This is a genomic window from Corynebacterium sp. HMSC072G08 (assembly GCF_001809185.1).
GTDB classification, from domain to species: Bacteria; Actinomycetota; Actinomycetes; order Mycobacteriales; family Mycobacteriaceae; genus Corynebacterium; species Corynebacterium phoceense.
The window spans coordinates 124,435-143,463 of sequence record NZ_KV796422.1 but is presented as its reverse complement, the minus strand read 5'-3'; the positions used below and the strand labels follow the sequence as shown (position 1 = coordinate 143,463).

At 62.7% G+C, this 19,029-nt stretch carries 20 protein-coding genes; 13 read left to right on the top strand and 7 right to left on the bottom strand.

Annotation, left to right across the window (positions count from 1 at the left end; translation table 11 throughout):
* Positions 1 to 7 precede the first annotated feature (7 nt).
* A complete protein-coding gene (locus HMPREF2559_RS06300; RefSeq protein WP_066487205.1) occupies positions 8 to 520 on the bottom strand; it encodes a M23 family metallopeptidase in 513 nt (170 codons plus the stop codon).
* Between the two features lie 295 nt (positions 521 to 815).
* Here HMPREF2559_RS06300 and rpsB point away from each other — a divergent pair, with 295 nt between their 5' ends.
* The 5 genes from rpsB (at position 816) to HMPREF2559_RS06275 (ending at position 5,230) form a co-directional block, all read left to right on the top strand.
* Positions 816 to 1,622 carry a 30S ribosomal protein S2 gene (gene rpsB / locus HMPREF2559_RS06295; RefSeq protein WP_066512658.1) on the top strand — a complete coding sequence of 269 codons (807 nt, stop codon included), beginning with the start codon at positions 816 to 818 and terminating at the stop codon, positions 1,620 to 1,622.
* A 232-nt stretch (positions 1,623 to 1,854) separates the two neighbouring features.
* On the top strand, positions 1,855 to 2,667 hold the full coding sequence (tsf, locus tag HMPREF2559_RS06290; protein WP_070539937.1) for a translation elongation factor Ts: 813 nt from the start codon (positions 1,855 to 1,857) through the stop codon (positions 2,665 to 2,667).
* Positions 2,668 to 2,904: 237 nt separating this feature from the next.
* Positions 2,905 to 3,594, top strand: a complete 690-nt coding sequence (pyrH, locus tag HMPREF2559_RS06285) for a UMP kinase (RefSeq protein ID WP_066486831.1) — start codon at positions 2,905 to 2,907, stop codon at positions 3,592 to 3,594.
* 91 nt (positions 3,595 to 3,685) lie between these two features.
* A complete protein-coding gene (frr, locus tag HMPREF2559_RS06280) occupies positions 3,686 to 4,243 on the top strand; it encodes a ribosome recycling factor (RefSeq protein WP_066486825.1) in 558 nt (185 codons plus the stop codon).
* A gap of 93 nt (positions 4,244 to 4,336) precedes the next feature.
* Positions 4,337 to 5,230, top strand: a complete 894-nt coding sequence (locus tag HMPREF2559_RS06275) for a phosphatidate cytidylyltransferase (RefSeq protein WP_181734552.1) — start codon at positions 4,337 to 4,339, stop codon at positions 5,228 to 5,230.
* A 60-nt stretch (positions 5,231 to 5,290) separates the two neighbouring features.
* Here the strand turns inward: HMPREF2559_RS06275 and HMPREF2559_RS12425 are convergent, their stop codons facing one another.
* Positions 5,291 to 5,725: a LapA family protein gene (locus tag HMPREF2559_RS12425; protein ID WP_066486815.1), complete on the bottom strand. Its 435-nt coding sequence runs from the start codon at positions 5,723 to 5,725 to the stop codon at positions 5,291 to 5,293.
* Positions 5,726 to 5,818: 93 nt separating this feature from the next.
* On the opposite strand from HMPREF2559_RS12425, the gene rlmN reads away from it, so the two are divergent.
* The 3 genes from rlmN to HMPREF2559_RS06255 are packed head-to-tail and all read left to right on the top strand — an operon-like array spanning position 5,819 to position 9,334.
* Positions 5,819 to 6,925, top strand: a complete 1,107-nt coding sequence (gene rlmN, locus HMPREF2559_RS06265; RefSeq protein ID WP_066486812.1) for a dual-specificity RNA methyltransferase RlmN — start codon at positions 5,819 to 5,821, stop codon at positions 6,923 to 6,925.
* A gap of 31 nt (positions 6,926 to 6,956) precedes the next feature.
* Positions 6,957 to 7,760 carry an ABC transporter ATP-binding protein gene (locus tag HMPREF2559_RS06260; protein ID WP_070539934.1) on the top strand — a complete coding sequence of 268 codons (804 nt, stop codon included), beginning with the start codon at positions 6,957 to 6,959 and terminating at the stop codon, positions 7,758 to 7,760.
* On the top strand, positions 7,757 to 9,334 hold the full coding sequence (locus HMPREF2559_RS06255; protein ID WP_070539931.1) for a hypothetical protein: 1,578 nt from the start codon (positions 7,757 to 7,759) through the stop codon (positions 9,332 to 9,334). Before HMPREF2559_RS06260 ends, HMPREF2559_RS06255 begins: the two co-directional genes overlap by 4 nt.
* Before the next feature lie 233 nt (positions 9,335 to 9,567).
* On the opposite strand, the gene HMPREF2559_RS06250 is transcribed toward HMPREF2559_RS06255, so the two are convergent.
* Positions 9,568 to 10,005, bottom strand: a complete 438-nt coding sequence (locus HMPREF2559_RS06250; RefSeq protein WP_066486797.1) for a DUF2631 domain-containing protein — start codon at positions 10,003 to 10,005, stop codon at positions 9,568 to 9,570.
* A gap of 183 nt (positions 10,006 to 10,188) precedes the next feature.
* On the opposite strand from HMPREF2559_RS06250, the gene dxr reads away from it, so the two are divergent.
* From dxr to map, 5 genes are all read left to right on the top strand, one after another.
* Complete coding sequence (gene dxr / locus HMPREF2559_RS06245) at positions 10,189 to 11,370, top strand: 1-deoxy-D-xylulose-5-phosphate reductoisomerase (protein ID WP_066512815.1); 1,182 nt, start codon at positions 10,189 to 10,191, stop codon at positions 11,368 to 11,370.
* 12 nt (positions 11,371 to 11,382) lie between these two features.
* Positions 11,383 to 12,591 (top strand): M50 family metallopeptidase, encoded by a 1,209-nt coding sequence (locus tag HMPREF2559_RS06240; RefSeq protein ID WP_070539928.1) that lies wholly within the window; start codon positions 11,383 to 11,385, stop codon positions 12,589 to 12,591.
* 162 nt (positions 12,592 to 12,753) lie between these two features.
* Positions 12,754 to 13,917, top strand: a complete 1,164-nt coding sequence (gene ispG, locus HMPREF2559_RS06235) for a flavodoxin-dependent (E)-4-hydroxy-3-methylbut-2-enyl-diphosphate synthase (protein WP_066486788.1) — start codon at positions 12,754 to 12,756, stop codon at positions 13,915 to 13,917.
* A gap of 50 nt (positions 13,918 to 13,967) precedes the next feature.
* A complete protein-coding gene (locus tag HMPREF2559_RS06230) occupies positions 13,968 to 15,779 on the top strand; it encodes a penicillin-binding transpeptidase domain-containing protein (protein WP_070539925.1) in 1,812 nt (603 codons plus the stop codon).
* Between the two features lie 74 nt (positions 15,780 to 15,853).
* Positions 15,854 to 16,726 (top strand): type I methionyl aminopeptidase, encoded by an 873-nt coding sequence (map, locus tag HMPREF2559_RS06225; RefSeq protein WP_066486782.1) that lies wholly within the window; start codon positions 15,854 to 15,856, stop codon positions 16,724 to 16,726.
* Positions 16,727 to 16,915: 189 nt separating this feature from the next.
* On the opposite strand, the gene HMPREF2559_RS06220 is transcribed toward map, so the two are convergent.
* The 4 genes from HMPREF2559_RS06220 to HMPREF2559_RS06205 all read right to left on the bottom strand — a co-directional run bounded on the left by HMPREF2559_RS06220 (position 16,916) and on the right by HMPREF2559_RS06205 (position 18,899).
* Positions 16,916 to 17,308 carry a hypothetical protein gene (locus HMPREF2559_RS06220; protein WP_070539922.1) on the bottom strand — a complete coding sequence of 131 codons (393 nt, stop codon included), beginning with the start codon at positions 17,306 to 17,308 and terminating at the stop codon, positions 16,916 to 16,918.
* A gap of 50 nt (positions 17,309 to 17,358) precedes the next feature.
* A complete protein-coding gene (locus HMPREF2559_RS06215) occupies positions 17,359 to 17,700 on the bottom strand; it encodes a hypothetical protein (RefSeq protein ID WP_066512643.1) in 342 nt (113 codons plus the stop codon).
* A 314-nt stretch (positions 17,701 to 18,014) separates the two neighbouring features.
* Positions 18,015 to 18,449, bottom strand: a complete 435-nt coding sequence (locus tag HMPREF2559_RS06210; protein ID WP_066486776.1) for a hypothetical protein — start codon at positions 18,447 to 18,449, stop codon at positions 18,015 to 18,017.
* 45 nt (positions 18,450 to 18,494) lie between these two features.
* Positions 18,495 to 18,899, bottom strand: a complete 405-nt coding sequence (locus HMPREF2559_RS06205) for a hypothetical protein (RefSeq protein WP_066486773.1) — start codon at positions 18,897 to 18,899, stop codon at positions 18,495 to 18,497.
* Positions 18,900 to 19,029 lie beyond the last annotated feature (130 nt).

Here is a 19,029-nt window from a genome sequence, read left to right as displayed (position 1 = left end):
CGCAGACCTAGACGGGCTTCAGGCGGATCGTGGGGGCATCAAGAAGCTCGAGTGGATTGAGATAAGAATCCGGGCCGTCGAGTGCGCCCCAATGCAGGCCGGGATAGCCGTCGAAGGTAGGCGCGAGCGTGCCGAGTACGTCTCCGGCGGCGACTGTCTGCCCGACCTGGACGTGGGCGTAGACGGGGGAGTAAGTGGTGCGCAGTCCGTCCGCGTGCTCGACGGAAACCGACGGGGTGCCGGCGACAACGCCTGCGAAGGCGACGGTCCCGGGGCCCGCGGCGGCAATGGGCTGGCCAACGTCTGCCGCAAGATCGACGCCGCGGTGTCCCGGCAGCCAATTGTGGTCCGGATTATCGAAGGCGCGGATAACGCGGAGTGGAACGGGTGGCGAATAGCCGCGGGCGGAGGGCTGCGCGGCGGTGGGCGATGGTGCGGCGGCGGCCGGAAGCGTAGCGCCTGTGGCGAAAGTGGTTGCAGTAATAAGGAGAGAACTAAAAATGAGGCGAGAGAGTTTCATGGTCTCCACCATGCCGGATTTTGGGGCAGAGCGCTAGGTTGTGTTGGTGGGATTTTGCAGGCAGTTCGCGTGCGCGCCGTTTTGGCAAAGCGTGGCGAAGCATATAAGCTATCCGGCAGCAGTGTGTCCTTTGGACTCATTGACTACGCGCGGCAAGAACAATGACGCAGTCAACGTGGTCCCGAATCTGTTCATGACTTGGGTGTTGACAGCTAGGACTTGCAGCCAGGGTGTGGGATAAAAGCCCGCACAACCCGTATTGGAAAACCTAAAGAAAATAGAAAGCGAGCGAATCATGGCAGTTGTAACCATGCGCGAGCTCCTCGACGCCGGTGTCCACTTCGGTCACCAGACCCGTCGCTGGAATCCGAAGATGCGTCGTTTCATCTTCACTGACCGTAATGGTATCTACATCATCGACCTGCAGCAGACGCTGACTTACATTGACGAGGCTTTCGAGTTCGTCAAGGAGACCGTCGCACACGGCGGCACCATCCTGTTCGTGGGTACGAAGAAGCAGGCTCAGGAAGCCGTGGCTGAGGAAGCTACCCGCGTGGGTATGCCGTACGTCAACCACCGCTGGCTGGGCGGCATGCTCACCAACTTCCAGACCGTGTCCAAGCGTCTGAAGCGCATGAAGGAGCTTCAGGCCATGGACGCCGCTGAGGACGGCTACAAGGGCCGCACCAAGAAGGAAGTTCTCATGCTCACCCGCGAGCGCACCAAGCTGGAGCGCGTCCTGGGCGGCATCTCTGACATGTCCAAGGCTCCGTCCGCCCTGTGGATTGTTGACACCAACAAGGAGCACATCGCGGTCAAGGAAGCTCACAAGCTCAACATCCCGGTTGTTGCCATCCTCGACACCAACTGCGATCCGGACGAGGTCGACTTCCCGATCCCGGGCAACGACGACGCCATCCGCGCCACCAAGCTGCTCACCGGCATCATCTCCACCGCTGTGGAAGAGGGCAAGAAGGCTCGCGAAGAGCGCCAGCTTGCCGCTGCCAAGGAAGCCGCTGGCGACTCCGCAGAAAAGGAGCAGCGCGACGCGGCTGAGGCCGCTGCTGCATCCGACCCGGCTTCTGCCGAGTCCGCTGAGTAATACAGATTAATTTCTGTGGCTGACTTTTAAACCCCCGTTGTGCCGACTAAGGCCACGGGGGTTTGTCGTGACACGACGTGTCTCACGTGCATCGCGCGCGTGTGGAGCCGTGGCACGGTATTTCGACGGCGCGGGGGCATTTTTCTAGCCCCCTAGAGCGGCGCGCGGCGCGTGCGTCGACTACGCTGTTTCAACGAACATTGTTTGATCAACAAGGAGGATCGCCCCAACTATGGCGAACTACACTGCTGCAGACGTCAAGGCCCTGCGCGAAGCTACCGGCTCTGGCATGCTCGATTGCAAGAAGGCCCTGGAAGAGTCCAACGGCGACTACGACAAGGCTGTTGAGATCCTGCGCATCAAGGGCGCAAAGTCCGTCTCCAAGCGTGCGGACCGCGAGGCTTCTGAGGGGCTCATCGCCGTCTCCGGCAACACCATGGTCGAGATCAACTGCGAGACCGACTTCGTGGCAAAGAACGACGCCTTCAAGTCCTTCGCAGCCAAGATCGCTGAGGCCGCAGGCGAGGCTAAGGTCAACTCCGCTGAGGAGCTCAATGCTCTCGAGATCGACGGCAAGACCGTCGCCGACATTGTGACCGAAGAGTCCGCAAAGACCGGTGAGAAGCTGCAGGCTGCCCGCGCTGCCACCATCGAGGGCGACAACGTCGCCGTCTACCTCCACCAGCGTTCCGCAGACCTGCCGCCGGCAGTGGGCGTTCTCGTTGCCTACGAGGGCAACGCTGAGTCCGCACACCAGGCTGCTCTGCAGATCGCCGCGATGAAGGCTGAGTACCTCACCCGCGAAGAGGTTCCGGCTGAGGTCGTCGAGAAGGAGCGCGAAATCGCTGAGGCCACCACCCGCGAAGAGGGTAAGCCGGAGAAGGCTATCCCGAAGATCGTGGAAGGCCGCCTGGGTGGCTTCTTCAAGAACGTTGTCCTGCTCGAGCAGGCCGCACTGGAGGACCACAAGAAGACCGTCAAGCAGGTTCTTGACGAGGCTGGCACCACCATCACCGCCTTCAAGCGTTTCGAGATCGGTGCCTAAGTCTCACTCCCGCGGCAGGGTTACTGCTGCTGCGTGAGGGCGAACTTTCGCTCGAAAATCAGCCCACGCTCCGCTTCCGCGGGGACGTGGGCTTTTGCGTGCCGCCGGCGAGGCGCGGTGTTAGGTAGCGGGGCGTCCTAACAGGTAAGATGGTCGGAGAAAATTGTGCCCCTTTAAGTGGAAGGACGTCTCCAGGTGACTACCCCGGATTCCAAGCGAACTGCGTACAAGCGAGTGATGCTCAAGCTGGGTGGTGAAATGTTTGGCGGCGGCAAGGTCGGCATCGATCCGGACGTCGTCGAAAACGTCGCCCGCCAGATCGCGGACATTTCCAAGCAGGGTACCGAGGTCGCCGTGGTCATCGGTGGCGGCAACTTCTTCCGTGGCGCGGAGCTCTCCCAGCGCGGCATGGACCGTGCGCGCTCGGACTACATGGGCATGCTCGGCACCGTTATGAACTGCCTGGCCCTCCAGGACTTCCTGCAGCAGCAGGGCGTGGATTGCCGCGTGCAGACCGCCATCAACATGGCGCAGATCGCGGAGCCGTACCTGCCGCTGCGCGCTGACCGCCACCTGGAGAAGGGCCGCGTGGTTATCTTCGGCGCTGGCATGGGTATGCCGTACTTCTCCACGGACACGACCGCGGCACAGCGTGCCTTGGAGATTGGCGCCGAGGTCCTTTTCCTCGCCAAGGCCGTGGACGGTGTCTATTCGGACGACCCGCGCACCAACCCGGACGCGGAGCTCTACACGGAAATCACGCCGCGCGAGGTCATCGAGAAGGGCCTGAAGGTTGCAGACGCCACCGCGTTTAGCCTGTGCATGGACAACAACATGCCCATCCTGGTCTTCAACCTGCTCACTGAGGGCAATATCGAGCGCGCCGTCAAGGGCGAGCCTATCGGTACCCTCGTTCAGTCGAAGTAAGCCCCGCCGGGGAATATGACCCGCAAGCGGCGAAAAACCTGCTAGATTTTCTACCCAGCACCTACGACACACAGAAGGAACATTCTTCCTCATGATTGATGAGATTCAGCTCGACGCCGAAGAGCACATGACCGCCTCGGTGGAGCACACCCGCGAGCAGTTGGTGACCATCCGCACAGGCCGTGCCAACCCGGCCATGTTCAACGGTCTCGTGGCCGAGTACTACGGCGTGATGACCCCCATTACCCAGATGGCGACCATCTCGGTTCCGGAGCCACGAATGCTGCTCATCAAGCCCTACGAGCAGTCCATGATGAACGAGATCGAGAACGCTATCCGTAACTCGGACCTGGGCGTCAACCCGACCAACGACGGTCAGGTTCTGCGTGTGACCATTCCGCAGCTGACCGAGGAGCGTCGCCGTGACATGGTCAAGCTCGCCAAGTCCAAGGGCGAGGATGGCAAGGTGGCCATCCGTAACTTGCGCCGCAAGGCCATGGAGCAGCTGAAGAAGCTGCAGAAGGATGGCGACGCGGGCGAGGACGAGGTCGTCGCCGCAGAAAAGGAGATGGAGAAGATCACCGCCTCCTACATCGACCAGGTGGACAAGCTCGTCGCCGCTAAGGAAGACGAGTTGATGGAGGTCTAGACCCTCCGCACCACATGTACACAACAAGCCGTCGGACGCATTCACGCTTCGGCGGCTCGTTTCATGCCCTACCCCGCGAAAGGATGTCTGGTCGTGCCCGATACCGCCTCCCAGAATCGCCACCTGCCTAAGCCGAAGAATGGCGCCGGCCGCAACCTACCGGCAGCCATCGGCGTGGGCGTGGGGTTGGGCGCACTCGTCGTCTTTGCCGTGTGGGCGGGTCCGCTCGCGTGGTATATCGTGGTGGCGGCCGCGCTGGGATTTTCCATGTGGGAGGTCACCACGCGACTGCGTGAGCATTCCTACCAAGTGCCGCGCACGTTGCTGATTGTTTTGTGCCAGGCCATGATTTGGGCCTCGTGGGTGGCAGGGGCGTCAGGCCTCGTGGCGGTCTACGTGTTGAGCGTCCTGGCGCTCATGTTTGGCCGACTCTTCCACAACGGTCGGCACCGTCCGCCCATTAACTACCTGCGCGATATGTCCGTCGGGTTGTTCGTGCTCACGTGGATTCCACTCTTCGGCTCGTTCGCGGCGATGTTGTCGTACATCGATACGCCATTGGCCTCGGGTGCCGCGTCGATTATCGTCTTTATGCTCTGCGTCGTCGCGTCCGATACCGGTGGTTACGTCGCTGGCGTTATGTTCGGCTCGCATCCCATGGCCCCGGCTGTCTCGCCGAAGAAGTCCTGGGAGGGCTTCGTGGGCTCCATCGTCTTTGGCACGCTCACCGGCGCGCTGGCGGTGAAGCTCTTGCTCCATCACGACGCCTGGGTCGGCGCCATCATGGGCTTGCTGCTCGTCTTTTGCGCGACGCTGGGTGATCTCGTGGAATCCCAATTTAAGCGCGAGCTGGGCATCAAGGACATGTCGCATATCCTGCCCGGCCACGGCGGACTCATGGACCGCCTCGACGGCATGTTGCCGTCGGCCATGGTGACCTGGGTGGCGATGAACGCCCTCGCCACCGGCTTCGTGCCGTTGCCGTAGCCACCACGCACACAAAAGCCGCGTCCACGAGGACGCGGCTTTTCATTATGCGGTGAAGCGTTAGTGGCGCTGGGCCTGCTTGCGCACCTGGCGGCGCAGCTCGAACATGCGCCAGCCGCCCACAAGCGCCATGATGAGCGCGCCGGCGATGGCGAAGATGAGGAACGCGATGCCTGCGGGCAGCTGGCCGGACCAATTGAAGAAGTTGAGCTCGGCCGGCTGCTGATTCTGCAAGATAAAGATGATGAGCAGAATTAGCAGCAGGAAGCCCACGATGAGCGCGGCCCACGTGCTGGCAGCAAAGGACCCCTTCACCTTGGACTGCTCCTTTTGAAACTCGGCGAAGGCGACGCGGTCCTCCGCAGAGAACGAGTCCTGAGCGGCAGGAACCGGAGCGGGAGCAGACGCTGGGGTGGAGTCGGGCGTAGCGGAGGGGGCATCGGCAAGCTCAGCGGAGGGGTCGGGCTGAACGTTACGGGGGTCCTTGGAAGTCATGGATACCAAGATACCGGCGCGGCGTTGACTTCATCACTTTAGGTTCCTTTTAATTAGCCGTTGAGCGCCGAGAGTGGGACAATAGCGAGCACCATGGCTGAACCTTTGAAACTGAATTTCTCCGCCCCGCGGCGTGGCTTGCCGCCGAAGCACTTTGCGGACTTTACTGTCGACGAGCGCGTTGCGAAGCTCGCCGAGCTGGGACTGCCCAAGTTCCGCGCCAAGCAGCTGGCGAAGCATTACTACCAGCACCTCACCAACGACGTTGAGAAGATGACGGATATCCCGGCCGAGAAGCGTGCGGCCGTGCAGGAAGCCCTCTTTCCGGAACTCATGACGCCCATCCGCCAGACCTCGACGGACGATGGCTCGACCACGAAGTCCCTGTGGCGCCTCCACGATGGCACGCTGCTCGAGTCCGTGCTTATGCGCTACCCGGGCCGCGCCACCCTGTGCATTTCGTCCCAGGCGGGCTGCGGCATGGCCTGCCCGTTCTGTGCCACCGGCCAGGGCGGCCTCGACCGCAACCTGTCCACCGCGGAGATCGTGGAGCAATTCCGTAACGCGTCCGCGCAGATGGAGGCCGAGGGCGGTCGCCTGTCCAACGTCGTGTTCATGGGCATGGGCGAGCCGCTGGCCAACTACAAGCGCGTGATGCACGCGGTACGCCAGATCACCGGCCAGGACGGCGAAGGCTTTGGCCTCTCCCAGCGCAACGTCACCGTGTCCACGGTGGGTCTGGCGCCGGCCATCCGCAAGTTCGCGGACGAGGGGCTGGCCTGCACCCTGGCTGTCTCGCTCCACACGCCGGATGATGAGCTGCGCGATAGCCTCGTGCCGGTGAACAACCGCTGGCCGGTCTCCGAGGTCCTCGACGCCGCGCGTTACTACGCCGACAAGTCAGGCCGCCGCGTCTCCATTGAATACGCGCTCATCCGCGATAAGAATGACCAGGGCTTCCGCGCGGACATGCTCGGCCGCAAGCTGCACCAGGCGCTGGGCTCCAAGGTCCACGTCAACGTCATTCCGCTTAACCCGACCCCGGGTTCCGAATGGGACGCAGCACCGAAGGCCCGCCAGGACGAGTTCGTCCGCCGGGTCATCGCGCAGGGCGTGCCGTGCACGGTGCGCGACACCAAGGGCGACGAGATCGCCGCGGCCTGCGGCCAGCTCGCCGCCGACGAGCGCGAGTCCGCGTAAAGCAGACCATTTTTAGTTAAGGTGTGGAGACATGACGTCTCCACACCTTTCTGCTTTAGTACCCGACCCGCGCGAGTGCGCCTTTGCGGTGCGCGACCTCGCCAAGGCCTTTGACGGCCGCCCCGCTGTCCAAGGCTTGAGCCTCGACGTCCCCCGCGGCGCCATGTACGGCGTGGTGGGGCCCAACGGCGCAGGCAAGACCACCATGCTCACCATGGCGTGCGGCTTGTTGCGCCCGGACCACGGCGCGTCCTTTATCGCGGGGCACTCCGTCTGGGAGGATCCACTGCCCGCCAAGGCCGCCGTCGGCTTGCTCATGGACGGCGCTCCCGTCTTCGACCGGCTTACCGGCGCGGAATATCTCTACTACTTGGGTGCTCTGCGCCGCCTCCCGGAGGAGGAGTCCACCCGCCGCGCCGCGCAGCTCCTCCAGGCTCTCGGGCTTTCCGATGCCGCCTCCAAGCCCATCGCCGATTACTCGGCCGGCATGACGAAGAAGATCTTGCTCGCCGGCGCACTGCTCCATTCGCCGGAGGTGCTCGTCCTGGACGAGCCGCTCGAGGCCGTTGACCCTGTCTCCGGACGCCTTATCCAACAGATGCTGCGTTCCTTTGCTGCACGCGGTGGCACCGTCGTGTTATCTTCCCACGTCATGAGCCTCGTGGAGGGACTGTGTGATCACGTGGCGATCATCGACCAAGGTCGCGTCGTCGCGTCCGGTCACGTGGACGAGGTGCGCGACGGGCGCAGCCTCACCGACGTCTTCGTGGACCTCGTGGGTGGCGGCGACTTCGACGAGGCCTCGCTCGACTGGCTGGGGGAGTGCTCGCGATGACCCGCACCCTCATCACACTTCGCCGCACATTGTGGACCCGCGCGCTGCACTCCAACCCGCAGCAGTTCATCCTGGCCTTCCTCATCGGGTTTTACGGACTTCTCGGCCTGGTCTCGCTCAGCCTGGCGGGCTACATGGATTTTGCCGATGCTACCCACAGCTTTCACGTCCTCACCGTCATCAACGGTCTCGGCGTCGCCATGTATATTCTGCTGTCCGTCATGATGCCGGCGGGGGAGAAGCAGCTCACCCCTGCCGAACTGGGGACTTTCCCGCTGAGTTACCGCGAGGTACGCCCCGCGCTCGCGTGGTCCCTGTTTCTCACCACCCGCTCCATCATTGCGACCCTCTTCACTGTCATCTTCGCCGTGGGCGGCGCGGTCTTTCTCACCACGCACGGCCGTCCCCTGCTCGCGGCCGCGTTCGTAGTCTCCATGGCGTTCTCGCTCGCGCTCACAGTCTTTGCCGCAGACCTCGTGGGCGCCCTCGGCTCGGCCGCGCTGAGCAAGGACAAGGCGAACCTCGTCATGGGCCTGGGCGGCGTGGCGCTCCTCTTCATCTTCACGAACCTGCAGGGCATCCTGAACAACATCGTGCCGCTGGGCACCGTGGGCGGGGTCCTCGCCTGGACGCCGCTGTCCGCGCTCACCGGATGGGTGGCCTCGCTGGCCGACGGTGCCCTCGCCCCGGCGCTGGCGCAGCTGCTCATCGGCCTGGTGACCCTCGCCCTCCTCGCCTGGGGCTGGGACCTCACCGCGCGCCAAACCTTCGAAAGCCCCGTCCACGGCAACGCCCCGAGCGCCGCCCCACGCGCCGAGGGTGTCACGGCCCTTTCGCTCGGCGGTCTGGCCTACCGCAGCCCCGCGTGGATGGAGTACTCTCGTTCCCTGCGCTACTTCTTCCGCGACTCGCGGCTCACCATGACGCTCGTCATGCTGCCCGTCTTCCTCGCCTTCGCCTTGTACCAGCTCTGGCGCGGCGAGGAGGTCCTCGGGTACTTCTTCGTGGGCTACCTGGGTGTTCTCGGCGGCATCGTGGCCATCAACGACTGTGGTTACGACGGACCTTCCCTGTGGGTGAAGATGCTCGCCCCCGTGCGCGCCTCGGTCCTCTTCCGCGCGCGGCACTGGGCGCACCTCACAACCACCGCCGTGGTCATCGCGCTCGGCGCGGTCGTCCTTCTCCTCCTGGCACCGGACCGCGCCTTCGCCGCCTGCATAGCAGCCCTTGCCGTGGGCATGGTGCTCTCCTCCGGCAGCTTCGCCGCGCTGCTCTCCGCGTTCAACCCGTATCCCGTCTCTCCGCCCGGCACCAACCCATGGACGGATAAGTCCGGATACTCCGCCGGTGCCTTCATCGCTGCAATCGTGTGCTTCTTCTTCGGTTGGCTACCCGCCGCTCCGGGCATCATCATGGTGATCCTCGGCGCCGACTCCGGTCTCAAGTTCGCTGGCGCCGCCGTCGGACTCGTCGTCCCCGCCGCCATCTACGTCCTTGCGCTGTGGCTGGCCTCCCGCCGCGTCGACGCTCAGATGCCGGAGATCTATGCGAAGGTGCGCACGTACGTGTCGTGATAGCGCAATGGCGAATAACCTTCGGCTGAAGGTGAAAATCCAGAATAGAAGTTCTTGCGATGGCCAAGGTGGACCACCACGACGCGCAATTTCTTGACTCCCCAGGACTTGACCTCAATGCACCTCATGTGCACGTCGTGGGGAGAGGGGGCGGTCACGCAGAGTACGTAGCGCGAAAACAACGAAAGCCTCCGCACCAGGCGGAGGCTTAAAGCCGTGAGAAGCAGCAGCGCTTAGTGAGCGGCGTGCTTGCCCTCGGTAACGGCGCGCAGGTGGGTTACGCGGGCCGGGTCGATGTTGAGGGCACGAAGCTCATCATCGGTCAGCTCGGCGTAGGTGTGGCCCAGGGTCTTCTGTTCGTATGCCCACTCCGGCTCGGCGTGGCCGAGCGGCTGGTTGCGGGCGGTAAGGGTTCGCACGTTGGCGAGCTTCGGCTGGAAGAGGTGGATGAGCAGCAGAAGCGCAATAACGACAGCCAAAAGAATAAGGAAGATGGTCTCCACGTGGCCCTTGTGGTTACCGAAGTTGAACATCAAGAGCATGAAGACGGAGAACCAACCGGCAATCTGGATGCCGCTGCGCGGGGTCTTGGACCAGCCGAACGCTGCAGACGGGACGTCGTCGGTGGAAACGCCGTTGTAGACCTCAGAGGTCACTTTGTGGGAAGACACTTGTTCTCCTTCGCGTGTACGTGCCTATTTGTCCCCAATAGAATAGTCCATGGCCCGCCGGAACGTGGCACTTACCCCCGAGATTTCGAGCTCCACGCGAGGAAGTAAACTACGTCACACCCGCGTGGGTGGAGGGGCGTCCCGAGCGACCTACTACAGTAGGGGCTCGTGACTCATCCCGACATTGCAGCGCAGCATGCGCCAGAGACTGCACAACGCGTCCTTATCCTCGGCTCCACAGGTTCCATTGGCACCCAGGCTTTGGAAGTCATCGCGGATAATCCCGATAAGTTTGTCGTCGTCGGCATCGCTGCTGGCGGCGGACACCCGGACCTCGTCATCGATCAGGCGAAGGCCCTCAACCTTTCGGCTAACCACGTCGCCGTCGCCAACACGCACGCCGCGGATAAGGTGAGCGCGGCTCTTGGCGGCGCGGTCCTCGAGGGGCCAGACGCCGCGGAGCGGCTCACCCGTGAGGTGGAAGCCGACACGGTCCTCAACGGACTCGTGGGCTCCATGGGGCTTGCAGCCACCCTCGCGACCATCGAGATGGGGGAGTACCTCGCCCTCGCCAACAAGGAATCCCTCGTCGCCGGCGGAAAGCTGGCCATCAACCTGGCCAAGCCGGGCCAGATTATTCCGGTGGACTCGGAGCACTCCGCCATGGCGCAGTGCCTGCGCTCCGGCGAGCGTGGCGAACTCGACAAGCTGGTGCTGACGGCATCGGGAGGCCCCTTCCGTGGCTGGACCCGCGAGCAGATGTGGGACGTCACGCCTGAGCAGGCCGCGAAGCACCCCACGTGGTCCATGGGGCAGATGAATACGCTGAACTCCGCGACGATGATCAATAAGGGCCTGGAGCTCATCGAGGCCACCCTGCTCTTCGACATCGAGCCCGAGCGCATTGACGTCACCGTCCACCCGCAGTCCATCATTCATTCCATGGCGACGTTTGTGGACGGCGCCACCATCGCGCAGGCCTCTCCGCCGTCGATGAAGCTTCCCATTTCCCACGCGCTCTACTGGCCGCGACGTGTGCCGGACGCGCAACCGCAGCTCGACTTCAGCCAGGTTTTGGACTGGCACTTTGAGCCGCTTGACGATGCCGCCTTCCCGGCCGTCCAGCTCGCCCGCGAGGCCGCACAAAACAGCTCAGGCGTGGTCTACAACGCGGCGAACGAGCAGGCCGCCGCCGCCTTCCTTGCTGGTCGCATCCACTTCCCAGAGATAGTGGACACAGTCGCGCACGTGATGGGCCAGTATTCTCAGTTGGCTGGTGTACTCTCTAGCGTCGATGACATCCTCGCCGTGGAGCGCGAGGCGCGCGCCAAGGCGGACGCGCGAATTGAACAGATCGCACGCTAGGACACTTCACCTATGGCCTATATTCTGGGCATTCTTCTCTTCGCCCTAGGCATCGGCATCACCATCGCCCTGCACGAGGCGGGCCATATGCTCACCGCCCGTTCGTTTGGCATGTGGGTACGCCGCTACTACATCGGTTTCGGCCCCAAGATATGGGCGAAGAAGAAAGGCCGCACCGAGTACGGATTCGCGGCCCTGCCCGTGGGCGGCTTTTGCGACATCGCGGGCATGACCGCCAACGACGAATTCCTCACCGACGAGGAAGAGCCGTATGCGATGTACAAGAAGCCAGCCTGGCAGCGCGTCCTCGTCATGGCCGCCGGCATCCTCGTCAACATCGTGCTGGGCTTCTCTATTCTTTTCTGCGTCGCCGTGACCACAGGCCTGCCCGACGTCCACGCGGACGTGCGTCCCAAAGTCGGCGAGGTGGTGTGCTCCGCCGACCAGATCGACGAAAGCACCTACGAAGACTGCACCGGCACCGGTCCTGCCGGCGCGGCCGGCGTTGAGCCCGGCGATATCATCGTCGCCCTCGACGGTGAGGAGCTTGCGGACTTCAACGCACTGCGCGAGGCGGTCATCGCCAAGCCGGGGGAGACCGTCACGCTCACCGTCGAACGCGACGGCCAGCCCCGCGACTTTGAAGTCCACCTCGACACCGTCAAGCGTCTCACCACGGACGGGCAGACGGTCGAGGCCGGCTCCATCGGTCTCACCAACGCGCCGCTCGATATCGTCAAGAAATACAATGCCGCCACCGCTGTCCCGGCGACCGCGGATTACTCGTGGTACCTGGCCAAGTCCGCCGTCGACGCCATCATCCACATGCCGGAGAAGGTCCCCGGCATCGTCGCGTCCATCTTCGGCCACAACCGCGCCGATGATTCGCCCATGTCCGTCGTCGGTGCCTCCCGCGTGGGCGGCGAGCTCGTGGAGAATAGCCTGTGGTCCTCCTTCTTCATGATGCTGGCCTCGCTCAACTACTTCCTTGCGCTGTTTAACCTCATCCCGTTGCCGCCCTTCGACGGCGGCCACATTGCGGTGATCGCGTACGAGAAAATCCGCGACGCCCTGCGCCGCGCCCGCGGCCTGGCAGCCAAGGGTCCGGCCGACTACACGCGCCTCATGCCGGTCACCTACGTCATGGCGGCCATTCTCATGACCTTCGGCGCGCTCGTCATCATCGCGGATGTGGTGAACCCGATTCGTCTCTTTGGCTAAACGCCACGTGGTGTAGGACGTGTCACTGACTGCACCGATGGTGAAACTCAGAACCTCCAGCTCTGCCCATTTGCCATAGTCATTAGACTGTATGGATAGCGTAGAGTGGTTTGCATCTAAACCCCCGTGTACCCATCTTTTTTCCAGTAAATAGGAGAACGTATGTCAACCCCCATCGGACTCGGAATGCCGGACGGACCTGCCCCGACTTTGGCGCCGCGTCGTAAAACGCGTCAGCTCTTCGTCGGCCCCGTGGGCGTTGGCTCCGAGCACCCGATCTCGGTGCAGTCGATGACGACCACCAAGACTCATGACGTCAATGCGACCCTCCAGCAGATCGCTCAGCTCACGGCTTCCGGCTGTGATATCGTGCGCGTCGCCTGCCCGAAGACCGTGGACGCGGACGCTCTGCCTGCCATCGCGAAGAAGTCGCCCATCCCGGTCATTGCGGACATCCACTTCCAGCCGAAGTACATCTTCCAGGCTATCGACGCTGGCTGCGCTGCTATCCGCGTTAACCCGGGCAACATCAAGGAGTTCGACGGCCGCGTTAAGGAGGTCGCTAAGGCGGCTTCTGACGCTGGTATCCCGATCCGCATCGGCGTCAACGGTGGCTCCCTGGACAAGCGCCTGCTCGAAAAGTACGGCAAGGCCACCCCGGAGGCCCTCGTCGAGTCCGCCATCTGGGAGGCTGGCCTGTTCGAGGAGCACGGCTTTGGCGATCTGGCCATCTCCGTCAAGCACTCGGATCCGGTCCTCATGGTCGAGGCCTACCGCCAGCTCGCAGAGAAGACGGACTACCCGCTCCACCTCGGCGTGACCGAGGCTGGCCCGAAGTTCATGGGCACCATCAAGTCCTCCGTCGCCTTCGGCGCTCTGCTCTCGCAGGGCATCGGCGACACCATCCGCGTCTCCCTGTCCGCAGACCCGGTCGAGGAGATTAAGGTCGGTGACCAGATCCTGCAGTCGCTCAACCTGCGCCCGCGCAAGCTGGAGATCGTCTCTTGCCCGTCCTGCGGCCGCGCCCAGGTCGACGTGTACAAGCTCGCCGAGGAAGTCACCGCTGGCCTCGAGGGCATGGAGTTCCCCATCCGCGTGGCCGTCATGGGCTGCGTCGTCAACGGTCCGGGCGAGGCCCGCGACGCTGACCTTGGTGTTGCTTCTGGCAACGGCAAGGGCCAGATCTTCGTCAAGGGCGAAGTGGTCAAGACCGTACCTGAGTCCCAGATTGTGGAAACCCTCATCGAAGAAGCCATGCGCATTGCCGATGAGCAGGGCCTTGAGGCTGTCGAAGGCGCCAAGGCCGAGGTTCGCGTTACCCGCTAAACCGCGCGCCTAACCCGCGTTGTGCCGCCGTCCCAGTAGTGTTGAAAGACATGAAACGGACGTCGGCTTTTCTTTGCGTAGCGGGGATTATGGGCACCTCGCTGGCTGCGTGTACGCCCAAACCGGTCGCGGCGGATCCGGTCGCTGAGGACTTCATTGCGGCGCTTGAAAACCACGACGTCGACGCACTCAAAAGCGTCGTCGACGACCCTGACATTGCCGCGGAACAGTACGGGGAAACGTACTCCGGCCTCCAAGCCGAGGGCCTCGACGTTGAGCTCACCTCTATCGACCAACAAGACTCCGTCGCTACCGCCAACTACTCCGTGACGTGGGACCTGCCCAAGGACCGCGAACTCACCTACGACGCCAAGGCCGTACTCACCAAGGTCGATAAAACGTGGACCGTTAATTGGGAATCCACGGCGCTGCACCCCAAGCTCGGCGCCCACCAGCACCTCGAGCTGCGCCCCGTTGTCGCCGACCGAGCCTCCGTCGTGAGTTCCGACGGCGTCGAGCTTATGAGCCCGGGCGTTCAATACCGCCTTCTCGTCGACACCTCCTCCGGCGATATGCGCGCGCTCGCGGGCCAGCTCGCGCCCCTCGTCAACCAGGACGCGGGCGAGCTCGCCACGAACCTTGAAGAGGCAGGGGAGACCTACTCCGTGGGTCTCTACAACGAGGGAGACCGCAACGCCATCCAAGGCGCAAACCTTCCCGGAGTCCGCTTCAATGAAGAGCCGGCGCTCATCACCAAAGAGACGGGCTTTGCCACCGACATCATGTCCCGTGTGCGTTCCATCGTCGCGGACAAGCTGGACGGCACGAATGGCTGGCGCATCGCCGTCGTTAACGAGAACGGCGCTTCACTCAGCGACGTCGAATTCCACGACGCCACCCCGTCGCCCGCCATCCGCGTGGGTATTGATTACAACGTCCAGCGCGCCGCGGAGCAAGCCGTGGATCTCCGCGCGGACTCCGAGGCCATGCTTGTCGCCATGCGTCCCTCCACCGGCGAAATTCTTGCCGTCGCGCAGACCGATGCCGCCGATAAGAAAGGGGACCTGGCCCTGTCCGGTCAGTTCCCGCCCGGCTCCGTGTTCAAGATCATCACCGCCTCCGCCGGCGTGGATAAGCAAGGCCTCAACTCCGGCTCTATCGTCCCGTGCCCCGGCACGATGGAGCTCTACGGGCGCACCGTCACGAACGACAACGGCTTCTCCCTGGGCAGCGTTCCGCTCGAAGAAGCCTTTGCGCAGTCCTGCAATACGACCTTCGCGAACATCTCGACCGACCTCGGTGAGGGCGAACTCAAGGAGGAAGGCTCCCGCTTCGGTCTGGGCCTCGACTACGACATTCCTGGATTGACCACGATTACCGGCTCCATCCCCGAGGGCGAGACTCCACTGGAGCGCACCGAAGCCGGCTACGGCCAGGGCGCGGACCTCGTGAGCCCCTTCGGCATGGTTCTGGCTTCGTCCACCGTCGCCGCAGGCGTGCGTCCCACTCCGACCCTCATCGCGGGGCAGAAGACGACCGCCTCGGAGAACCCCGATGGCCCGTCACCCGTCGTCATCGACAACCTTCGCACCCTCATGCGCGCCACGGTCACGTCCGGTACCGCACGCGGCATGGGCGCTGGCGGCACCATCTATGGCAAGACCGGTGAGGCCGAAATCAACGGCGGTTCCCACGCGTGGTTCACCGGCTTCCGCGATGATGACATTGCCTTTGCCACCCTCGTCGTCCTCGGCGGCGGTTCCGAGACCTCCGTCGCCATCACGGACAGCTTCTTCAAGCGTCTTGACGAACTGCGCACTCAGCAGGACCCCGAGCAGGTCGCCACCGGCGGCGCCGAGTAGCTTGCCGATGCCCCTCATCGCCGCCGCCCAGCCCGACCGCCGGGGTGACAGGGTGGGGGACTACCATAGACGGCATGAGCAATCGCGCAAAACTTACCCCAGGAAAGCCCACCCCCGTTCGCACCGTCCCTGACTCTATCGAGCGTCCCGAGTACGTGTGGAAGGACTCGGTCCAAGAAAACATCGGCGAACCTTTCGTTCAGACCCCTGAGGTCATCGAGGCCATGCGCGAGTCGTCCAAGATTGCCGCCAACGCCCTCAAAGAAGCGGGCAAGGCTGTCGCCCCCGGCGTGACCACCGACGAGATCGACCGCATTGCGCACGAGTACATGTGCGACCATGGTGCTTACCCGTCGACCCTGGGCTACATGAACTTCCCGAAGTCCTGCTGCGTCTCCTTGAATGAGATCGTGTGCCACGGCATTCCGGACACGACCGTCATCGAGGACGGCGACATCGTCAACATTGACGTCACCGCCTACAAGAACGGCGTCCACGGCGACACCAACGCCACCTTCCTCGCTGGCAACGTCTCCGAAGAGCACCGGCTGCTTGTCGAACGCACCAAGGAAGCTATGATGCGCGGCATCAAGGTCGCCAAGGCTGGTCGCGAGATTAACGTCATCGGCCGCGTTATCGAGTCCTACGCACACCGCTTCGGCTACAACGTCGTTACCGACTTCACCGGCCACGGTGTGGGGCCCACGTTCCACAACGGCCTCGTTGTCCTGCATTACGACTCCATGGCCTACCGAAACGTACTGGAGCCGGGCATGACGCTCACCATCGAGCCGATGATTAACCTCGGAGGCCTCGACTACGAGATCTGGGATAACGACTGGACCGTCCAGAACAAGGACGGAAAGTTCACCGCTCAGTTCGAGCACACCCTCGTCATCCAGGAAGAGGGCGAGCCGGAAATCCTCACTCTTCCCGACGAAGACTAATCGAAACAGTCGCTCAACGAACCTCATAGCGACTCACAGAGCGAACAGAAGCGCCCGTCCCACCACTGTGCGGTGGAACGGGCGCTTCTCTGTGCCTACTGTTCATCCCTACGCCTTAAGCTCAGTCCTATTTGAGAGATGAAAAAGCGCCCCGCAGTGCGGAGCGCTTGAAGGCGTGAAGGTTCTACATTAGAACTTCAGCTGACCGTTCATTGCCTGAGCAACGTAGTCAGGGATAACGCCGTTGTACACAGCGAAGTTGTAGGTTGCGACGGCAACGGAGACAGCAGCAGCGGCAACACCGACGTAGGTGGTGTCGCGCCACAGCTGAGCCCACTGCGGGTTCTTATCGTCGTCGACGGAAGAGCCGAGCAGGTCGCGGCCGTTGGCAGGGGTGTCTTTGTCGGTAGCATCGCCAGCCTTGGAGGACAGCGAACCCTCGCCCTCGGAGGAAGCGCCCTTAGCGGCAGCAGACAGAGCGCCGGTGTTCTCGGTCTCGGCAGCGGTAGCAGCGGAAACGCCGCCGAAAGCGACGGTGGTGGCGGTTGCAAGAGCAACGGCGGCAGTGCGGAAGTTACGCATTGAAGTGAATACCTTTCAAAAAGATTTTGGTAGGGGCTGTAAGGCCGTTACTAGAACTTGATGGGGCCGAACTTGATGAAGTTCAGGGCCGGACCGACGAGGCCACCGATGACGGTGACGACGGCGGAAGCGATTCCGATGCCGTACAGAGCCTGTGCCCAAGCCGGCTGGGACGAAACGTCGGCGTCCTGGCCGAAGATTTTACGGCCATCGGCGTTCGTGTCGGCGTCCAGAGCGTCGCCGATCTTGGAGGAGCCACCCTTGTTCTCGGTCTGGTTGGAGGAGGTGGTGTTCTGGTCAGAAGGAGCCTCAGCCGCAGTGGCGATGGAAGCGCCGGAGAAAGCGACGGCGAGGGCGGTTGCGCCAGCGATGGCGGCCTTGCGAATACGCATATCAAAAATCCTTAAGAGTTGTCTGTGCGCGGCTTCCGGGGGAAGGAAACCCATGTGTGAATCTCACGAAGAGATTCTCGAGCATCTCGAGTCCGATTACGGAAATGTAACGGACGGTCGATGTTGCGCTAGCAAGTATAGAGCATTACGCACAGCAAAGGGGCATGGGGGTAACAATTCGCCTACAGGTAGATAAATATTTACTGCGTTAGCCCCATTTATCTGCCTGAATGAAATTTGGGTGAATCAAGACAAAAAGAAGACCCGCACAATGTGCGGGTCTTCATCCAGACGTCTTCGTCTAAGCGAGTGGCTTAGCGGTTGAAGATCGGGTCAAGGATGTGGTTCGGCAGGATGTGGTTGTACACAGCGAAGTTGTAGGCAGCGATCAGGGCGCCAGCAATGGTGGTGCCGATGAGGGCGTAGGTGCCGTCGCGCCAGATCTTGGACCACTGCGGGTTAGCCTCGTCATTAACCTCTTTGCCGAAGAGGTCAGTACCCTTGGCTTTTACCTTGTTGTCGGTGACAGCGCCAACCTTAGAGGACCCAGTCGGGTAGTTCTCGTCCTTGGAGGAGAGAGCATCAAAAATCTCGGAGGCGGTAGCGTCCTTGGTGACGTCCTGGTTCTCGGTGATGGTCTCGTTGTTGGCCGGCTTCTCGCCCGTCTCAGCGGAAGCGATAGCGGTGCCGCCGAAAGCGACGGTGACGGCGGTGGCAGCAGCAACGGCTGCGGTGCGGAAGTTACGCATTGTGTGTTTTACCTTTCGAAAGTGGTGTGAGCCGGTGAGCTGCGTTTAGCGGGAGAAGGGACCGAACTGAACGAAGTTAGCCAGCGGGCCGACAACCATGCCGATGAGGGTGGCAATAGCGGTGGCGATGGTGGTGCCGTACAGGACCTTGGCCCACTTCGGCTGCTCAGACAGGTCCTTGGAGGAGCCGAAGATCTTCTGGCCGTCAGCTTCCTTGTCGCCCTCGAGCTTCAGGCCGGTGTTGATCTTGGAGGAGAGGGAAGCGCCCTTTGCGGCATCCTTCTCGTCCGGGGTGGACTCACCCTTGTTGTCCGAGGTGGAGGAGCCGTTAGCGGTGGAGGACTGCTCCTGCTTCGGAGCGGCGGTGTCCTCAGCGGAAGCAACGGTGGTGCCGCCGAAAGCGACTGCGAGAGCGGTTGCGCCGGCGATGGCTGCATTGCGGATACGCATATCAAATGTCCTTAAATGTCGTACTTGCAAGGCTTCCAGGTGGAAACCTAAGTGTTATTGGATTCCCAGGGGAATTCCAGAAACACGCGGTCGCCGGTGTTACGGCTTGAGCCGGTGTCATTGGGGAACT

Coding starts and splice junctions, on each gene's coding strand:
- HMPREF2559_RS12425 (WP_066486815.1), bottom strand. CDS start 5,725: ATGACTTCCAAGGACCCCCGTAACGTTCAGCCCGACCCCTCCGCTGAG.
- ispG (WP_066486788.1), top strand. CDS start 12,754: ATGTCAACCCCCATCGGACTCGGAATGCCGGACGGACCTGCCCCGACT.
- HMPREF2559_RS06260 (WP_070539934.1), top strand. CDS start 6,957: ATGACGTCTCCACACCTTTCTGCTTTAGTACCCGACCCGCGCGAGTGC.
- pyrH (WP_066486831.1), top strand. CDS start 2,905: ATGCTCAAGCTGGGTGGTGAAATGTTTGGCGGCGGCAAGGTCGGCATC.
- tsf (WP_070539937.1), top strand. CDS start 1,855: ATGGCGAACTACACTGCTGCAGACGTCAAGGCCCTGCGCGAAGCTACC.
- rlmN (WP_066486812.1), top strand. CDS start 5,819: ATGGCTGAACCTTTGAAACTGAATTTCTCCGCCCCGCGGCGTGGCTTG.
- map (WP_066486782.1), top strand. CDS start 15,854: ATGAGCAATCGCGCAAAACTTACCCCAGGAAAGCCCACCCCCGTTCGC.
- HMPREF2559_RS06230 (WP_070539925.1), top strand. CDS start 13,968: ATGAAACGGACGTCGGCTTTTCTTTGCGTAGCGGGGATTATGGGCACC.
- rpsB (WP_066512658.1), top strand. CDS start 816: ATGGCAGTTGTAACCATGCGCGAGCTCCTCGACGCCGGTGTCCACTTC.
- HMPREF2559_RS06205 (WP_066486773.1), bottom strand. CDS start 18,899: ATGCGTATCCGCAATGCAGCCATCGCCGGCGCAACCGCTCTCGCAGTC.
- HMPREF2559_RS06215 (WP_066512643.1), bottom strand. CDS start 17,700: ATGCGTATTCGCAAGGCCGCCATCGCTGGCGCAACCGCCCTCGCCGTC.
- HMPREF2559_RS06300 (WP_066487205.1), bottom strand. CDS start 520: ATGAAACTCTCTCGCCTCATTTTTAGTTCTCTCCTTATTACTGCAACC.
- HMPREF2559_RS06255 (WP_070539931.1), top strand. CDS start 7,757: ATGACCCGCACCCTCATCACACTTCGCCGCACATTGTGGACCCGCGCG.
- HMPREF2559_RS06220 (WP_070539922.1), bottom strand. CDS start 17,308: ATGCGTAACTTCCGCACTGCCGCCGTTGCTCTTGCAACCGCCACCACC.
- HMPREF2559_RS06240 (WP_070539928.1), top strand. CDS start 11,383: ATGGCCTATATTCTGGGCATTCTTCTCTTCGCCCTAGGCATCGGCATC.
- HMPREF2559_RS06210 (WP_066486776.1), bottom strand. CDS start 18,449: ATGCGTAACTTCCGCACCGCAGCCGTTGCTGCTGCCACCGCCGTCACC.
- frr (WP_066486825.1), top strand. CDS start 3,686: ATGATTGATGAGATTCAGCTCGACGCCGAAGAGCACATGACCGCCTCG.